The 5936-nt window shown below is 45.0% G+C and carries 8 protein-coding genes; 4 read left to right on the forward strand and 4 right to left on the reverse strand.

The features are described 5' to 3' along the window. Positions 1–986, reverse strand: a 986-nt coding sequence (locus tag B7Y67_RS09650; protein WP_293598459.1) for a methylmalonyl-CoA mutase family protein, incomplete at its 3' end; no start/stop codon positions are given. Between the two features lie 96 nt (positions 987–1082). On the opposite strand from B7Y67_RS09650, the gene B7Y67_RS09655 reads away from it, so the two are divergent. After that, a complete protein-coding gene (locus B7Y67_RS09655) occupies positions 1083–1721 on the forward strand; it encodes a GntR family transcriptional regulator (RefSeq protein ID WP_293598460.1) in 639 nt (212 codons plus the stop codon). 56 nt (positions 1722–1777) lie between these two features. Here the strand turns inward: B7Y67_RS09655 and B7Y67_RS09660 are convergent, their stop codons facing one another. Together B7Y67_RS09660 and B7Y67_RS09665 are read right to left on the reverse strand one after the other, a co-directional pair. Next, the gene (locus B7Y67_RS09660; RefSeq protein ID WP_293598461.1) at positions 1778–2122 is read right to left on the reverse strand and encodes a cytochrome c; all 345 of its coding nucleotides are present in this window, start codon (positions 2120–2122) and stop codon (positions 1778–1780) included. Positions 2123–2139: 17 nt separating this feature from the next. Further along, positions 2140–2505 carry a cytochrome c gene (locus B7Y67_RS09665; RefSeq protein WP_293598462.1) on the reverse strand — a complete coding sequence of 122 codons (366 nt, stop codon included), beginning with the start codon at positions 2503–2505 and terminating at the stop codon, positions 2140–2142. 166 nt (positions 2506–2671) lie between these two features. Between B7Y67_RS09665 and B7Y67_RS09670 the strand changes: the two genes are divergently transcribed. From B7Y67_RS09670 to B7Y67_RS09680, 3 genes are all read left to right on the forward strand, one after another. Further along, a complete protein-coding gene (locus B7Y67_RS09670) occupies positions 2672–3529 on the forward strand; it encodes a MoxR family ATPase (RefSeq protein WP_293598463.1) in 858 nt (285 codons plus the stop codon). Between the two features lie 33 nt (positions 3530–3562). Next, entirely contained in the window at positions 3563–4738 is a 1176-nt protein-coding gene (locus B7Y67_RS09675) for a VWA domain-containing protein (protein ID WP_293598464.1), read from the forward strand. 62 nt (positions 4739–4800) lie between these two features. Then, positions 4801–5259: a RidA family protein gene (locus tag B7Y67_RS09680; protein WP_293598465.1), complete on the forward strand. Its 459-nt coding sequence runs from the start codon at positions 4801–4803 to the stop codon at positions 5257–5259. Positions 5260–5262: 3 nt separating this feature from the next. Here B7Y67_RS09680 and B7Y67_RS09685 read toward each other — a convergent pair. After that, positions 5263–5936 (reverse strand): nucleotidyltransferase family protein (locus B7Y67_RS09685; RefSeq protein WP_293598466.1); only part of this gene is annotated, 674 nt, incomplete at its 5' end.

Here is a 5936-nt window from a genome sequence, read left to right on the forward strand (position 1 = left end):
GACTTTGGATTCTTTGGCTCGAATGATTTCATGATGCGCCACCACAAGAGACGTGCAGCACGTAACTTAGCAACTTCTAAATAAAAGTTCATGCCAATGGCAAAGAAGAATGAAAGGCGACCAGCAAAGACATCAACATCCAAGCCTTTAGCAAGGGCTGTTTTGACATACTCCTTACCATCGGCCAATGTAAATGCTAGTTCGAGAACTTGGTTCGCACCCGCCTCTTGCATGTGATAACCGGAAATAGAGATCGAGTTAAATTTCGGCATGTGCTTGGCGGTGTACTCAATGATGTCACCGATGATGCGCATGGAAGGTTCTGGTGGGTAGATGTAAGTATTGCGAACCATGAACTCTTTCAGAATGTCATTCTGAATGGTTCCTGATAACAACTCTTGCTTTACACCCTGCTCTTCACCAGCAACAATATATCCAGCCAATACCGGCAATACGGCGCCATTCATCGTCATCGAAACAGATACCTTGTCCAATGGAATGCCATCAAACAAGATTTTCATATCTTCAACAGAGTCAATAGCAACACCCGCTTTACCAACGTCACCAGTTACGCGAGGATGATCGGAGTCATAGCCACGATGGGTTGCCAAGTCGAATGCCACGGAAACACCTTGACCCCCAGCATCTAAGGCCTTGCGATAAAAGGCATTAGATTCTTCTGCGGTTGAAAAACCGGCGTACTGGCGAATAGTCCAAGGTCGGACAGAGTACATTGTTGCCTGAGGTCCACGAACAAATGGCTCAAAGCCCGGTAAAGAGTGAGTGTACTGAAGACCTGCAGTATCTTCCGCCGTATATAAGGCCTTGAGATGAATGCCATCTGGGGTTTGCCAGCCTAATTTATCGACGTCACCATTTGGCGCTGACTTTTGAGCTGATTTTTTCCAAGCCTCTAAATTGCTATCTGGCACATTTGGCCAAATATTCGATGCATTCGTTCCAGACTTTTTTTCACTTGTACTCATAAAGCACTCCTAGTTGGCTTTATTGCATTGTTGCTAAATTTGTAGGGCTATTTTGCTTGACTTTTTTTAATTTGTCTAGATACTGTATACATAATTATGAATACAAAACTGATTAATAGACCTTTATACGAAGACGTCGCTGAGCGCCTCCGAGCGCAGATCTTCTCCCATGAATTGGCTCCTGGAAGCTGGTTAGACGAACAAAGTCTAGCTACTGCATTTGGTATCAGCCGCACCCCAATGAGAGAAGCCATTAAGGTTCTGGCCTCTGAGGGCTTGGTAACAACTAAAATGAATAAAGGCGCTTATGTCACTGAGGTAGATAGGCGCGATCTTGAGCAAATCTTTACTGTACTCTCACTTTTAGAGGGTCAAGCCGCAAAAGAAACAGCGCTAAAAGCAACGGAAGAACAACTAACTCAACTGGATAACCTACATCACCGCCTAGAAAAGGCTGCTGCAGATAGGGATTTAGAGCAATTCTTTGAGATTAATGTCAGGTTTCATGAGCTAATTCAAGAAATCGCAGGAAATAAGTGGATGAATGGCGTTATCGAGGACCTGCGCAAGGTTCTTAAACTTCAAAGACGGGATTCATTGAGTCGGAGCGGTAGATTATTGAGCTCCCTAGTTGAGCATCGCGAGATACTCCAGGCGATCCTCAAAAGAGATCCTCTGGCAGCCGAGCTGGCTATGCGTAAACATCTGGCAAGAGGTCTTGAGGCTACAAAATAAAAAAGGCCTGGGTGATTGACCAAGGCCCTATAAGCAGGGCTTACTGAGTGTCTGGATTATTTCTTGACTACGAAATTGCCAGGCAGCTTAGAGATGTACGCAGCAATATCTTGCATATCCGCATCAGAGAAAGATTGAACTTGAGAACCCATAATGGCATTGTTACGGCCATACTGAGCATTTCCATTGCCCACTTTATAAGCTTTTAAAGCGTAATAGAGGTAATCAGGATACTGACCAGCTAACTTTGGGTAAGCGGGCAGGATAGGAGCATTGAGGCCAGCACCATGGCAAGAGGCGCAATTGGCCTTCTCTACAAGCGCCCGACCTTTGTCAGCGCTAGCTGCATGAGCTAGCCCAATGCTGGATAATAAAATGACGGTAATTAGTGCGAATTTCATAAACATGCCTCTAAATATCACTTCAATGGGTTATTGGGTGAGCTGGCAGTCTGCGCAGCATAGTACTCGCCAAGATCAGCCATGTCCTGATCAGACAAGCCGGAAGCAATAGAACGCATCGTTGGATGCTTTCTTTCGCCTTTTTTATAGGCAGCTAAGGAACTGGCGATGTAAGCAGCATTTTGACCTCCCAACATTGGAACCCTGTATACCAAAGGATAGTCCGCACGGTAGTCAGGGATGGAGTGGCAACCAATACAAAGCCAAACCTTGCCCTGACCAGCTTGGGCAGAGCCTTTAACATCTTGGGCTTGTGCAGCAAATCCAGCAAAAGCCAAACCAGCACACAGTGTCAAATGGGAAAGAATGAGGTGTTTTTTCATAGAAATCATTATTTACAGGTTTGATTTAAATCAATTTTGAAAGAGTATAGCGGAGACGGACCGAGGCACCCCCTTTCACCCCCCTTAAATTAGCAAAACACTGAAAATAACGGCCCTTTTACCTATACTTGAACGCTCTTTACAGACAAATTCACTCCACCTTACGATGACCAATACCAAATCCCGCTTCGACGGCTCCCAAAGTTATGTAGCTACGAATGACCTGAAATTGGCAGTCAACGCTGCAATTCAACTGCAGCGCCCTTTACTTATTAAGGGCGAACCAGGGACAGGTAAAACCATGTTGGCAGAGGAAGTTGCCACCGCTTTGAATATGCCTTTGTTGCAATGGCATATTAAATCGACCACCAAGGCCCAGCAGGGCCTCTATGAATACGATGCCGTTAGCCGCCTGAGGGACTCCCAACTAGGCGATGCAAAAGTAAATGACATCCGTAACTACATTATTAAAGGCGTGCTGTGGCAAGCATTTGAGGCAGATGAACCCGTCGTCCTGCTAATTGATGAGATTGATAAAGCAGATATTGAGTTTCCAAATGATCTCCTGCGAGAAATTGACCGCATGGAATTCTATGTGTACGAAACACGTGAGCTAATTAAGGCAAAGCACCGCCCTCTTGTCATCATCACCTCAAATAATGAAAAAGAATTGCCCGATGCATTTTTGCGCCGCTGCTTTTTTCATTACATCTCATTCCCAGATGCTGGAACGATGCAAAGCATTGTTGATGTTCATCACCCAAATATCAAACAAGATTTACTAGAGGCCGCGCTCAAATCTTTTTATCAAATCCGATCTTTACCGGGCTTAAAAAAGAAACCTTCCACTTCGGAATTAATTGATTGGTTAAAACTATTGCTGGCAGAAGACATACCAGCTGAGGCTCTTTATAGCGGAGAAGAAAAAATTGCAATTCCACCGTTGCATGGCGCACTACTTAAAAACGAGCAAGACATTCATCTGTTTGAGCGCTTGGTGATGATGAATCGTAATCACCGTTGATTCCACTTGCTGCCACACTGCAATAGCTGAATCATGTTGATTCAATTTTTTCTAAAACTCAAAGAGGCTAAAGTCCCTGCTTCTGTTCGAGAGTTTTTAACTCTTCTGGAGGCCTTAAAGAAAGGTGTCATTGGGTCTTCTGTTGATGAGTTCTATCAACTTGCACGGATGACTTTGGTGAAAGATGAGCAGCATTTTGATCGCTTTGATCAGGTCTTTGGGTCTTACTTCAATGGTGTAGAGCAACTCATTGCATTAGCACCTGATATACCATTGGACTGGCTTGAGAAAAAACTACAACGCGTATTAACGGAAGAAGAAAAAGCAGAGCTCAACAAGTTGGGTGGTCATGAAGCATTACAAAAGCGCCTTCAAGAGCTTTTGAAAGAGCAAAAAGAGTGGCACGGCGGTGGCAATAAATGGATAGGTGCCGGAGGCTCCTCTCCTTTTGGTCATAGCGGCTATCACCCAGAGGGTATTCGTGTTGGTGGAGAGAGTGCAGGAAATCGCACTGCCATCAAAGTTTGGGAGGCGAGAGAATTCAAAGACTATGACAGCGATCTCAGCCTAGGGACTCGTAATATCAAAATGGCATTACGTCGCTTGAGACGTTTTGCCAGAGAAGGCTCCAGTCTAGAGCTGGATCTCGACAAAACCATTCACTCGACTGCTGCGAATGCGGGCATGCTGGATATTCAAATGCGTCCTGAGCGTCATAACCAGGTCAAAGTTTTATTGCTGATGGATGTAGGCGGCTCCATGGATGATCATATCCAGCGCATCTCTGAATTATTCACTGCCGTCAAAACCGAATTCAAATACTTGGAGTATTACTATTTCCACAACTGTGTGAATGAGCATCTCTGGCAGAGTAATCGCCGTAGACGTGATCAAGTCACGGCAACACAAGACATCATCAATAAGTATGGCCCAGACTACAAACTCATTTTTATTGGCGATGCCACCATGTCTCCCTATGAAATTCTGAGTCAGAATGGTTCAGTTGAATACAACAACCGAGAAACTGGCGCAACTTGGATTAATCGCCTCATTGACCATTTCCCCCGCTTTGCATGGCTCAATCCAGAACCTGAATCAGTTTGGCAGTATCGTCAATCTATAGACATCATGAAAGGCCTTATGAAAGATCGCATGTATCCCGTTACCTTGAATGGTCTTGAAGATGCGATGCGTCAACTGTCAAAGTAATCCAGTAAGATTTGCTTAAACCACCTTTTCTATTTTTCTATTTCAATTTTTACTAAAAAACTATGACAAATCACATTAGCGATCGCCTTAAAACTCTTGGTATCGATTTGCCACCTCCTGGACCACCTGCTGCTGCCTACGTCATGGCTGCCACGACAGGCAATACCGTATTTCTATCTGGCCACATTGCCAAGAATGATGGCAAGCCTTGGGTTGGAAAGTTAGGTCTAGACATGGATACGGAGACCGGTAAAGTAGCTGCAAAGTCGATTGCGATTGATCTGATTTCCACTCTGCAAAATCACTTAGGCTCTCTCGATAAAGTGAAGCGTATTGTGAAAGTCATGGGCTTAGTGAACTCCACCTCTGAATTTACCGAACAACACTTAGTAGTGAATGGATGCTCAGAATTACTCTTTGAAGTATTTGGCGATGCAGGCAAGCATGCCCGTAGCGCATTTGGTGTTGCGCAAATCCCCTTAGGCGCTTGTGTTGAAATCGAGTTGATTGCCGAGATTTAAAAACTAAGTCATGCTTAATTTGTGAAGCTGGATGTCTTCTAGCGTGTCGACATCCATTACAAATGCCTGCTTGCTCGTGCTCATGACCCTGACTTGCTTGGGGCGGGCATCCATATATACTCTACAAACCATATCAGGAGTCTTCAGCACTTCCGAGATCGCTTCGTAAGAAAACAGTGCTGGATTGCCACGCTTCCCATTAAACACTGGCAAGATAATTTCCTCGCCGGCCTCTCGCTTAATGTACTCGTCCAGTAGATCTTGAATCTCCGCCTCTCCAATCTCAGGTTGATCAGACAAGGCAACCAGCAAGACATCAAATTGCACTTGAAGGGATTCAAGCCCGAGGCGAACAGACGAAGGCTGACCTCTTTCTGGGGAGGGATTTCGAACGCCCTGGATTTGATGGGCTAGCAAGGGGTTTAACTTCGCAATCTCCGACTCAATCGCTTGAGCATGAAAGCCGGTCACTACGATGTATTCAACAGGGTTAAATCCTTGGATAGCATCTGAAAAGCGTTGCAAAAGAGTCTGGCCATCCCGATGAAGCAAGGCTTTGGGATGCGTACCCAACCTACTGCCCTCACCCGCTGCCAATAAGAGCACGGCAAGGCGTAATTGTGTAGCTTGAGCAGATGGGTCAAAACTTGTCATTAGAGAGATAATAATTACATTGC

It is taken from the genome of Polynucleobacter sp. 35-46-11 (assembly GCF_002281105.1).

What these genes read in the sequence shown, in the direction of transcription:
- B7Y67_RS09675 (WP_293598464.1), top strand. Translation starts at nt 3,563, where the DNA reads ATGTTGATTCAATTTTTTCTAAAACTCAAAGAGGCTAAAGTCCCTGCT.
- B7Y67_RS09680 (WP_293598465.1), top strand. Translation starts at nt 4,801, where the DNA reads ATGACAAATCACATTAGCGATCGCCTTAAAACTCTTGGTATCGATTTG.
- B7Y67_RS09665 (WP_293598462.1), bottom strand. Translation starts at nt 2,505, where the DNA reads ATGAAAAAACACCTCATTCTTTCCCATTTGACACTGTGTGCTGGTTTG.
- B7Y67_RS09655 (WP_293598460.1), top strand. Translation starts at nt 1,083, where the DNA reads ATGAATACAAAACTGATTAATAGACCTTTATACGAAGACGTCGCTGAG.
- B7Y67_RS09660 (WP_293598461.1), bottom strand. Translation starts at nt 2,122, where the DNA reads ATGAAATTCGCACTAATTACCGTCATTTTATTATCCAGCATTGGGCTA.
- B7Y67_RS09670 (WP_293598463.1), top strand. Translation starts at nt 2,672, where the DNA reads ATGACCAATACCAAATCCCGCTTCGACGGCTCCCAAAGTTATGTAGCT.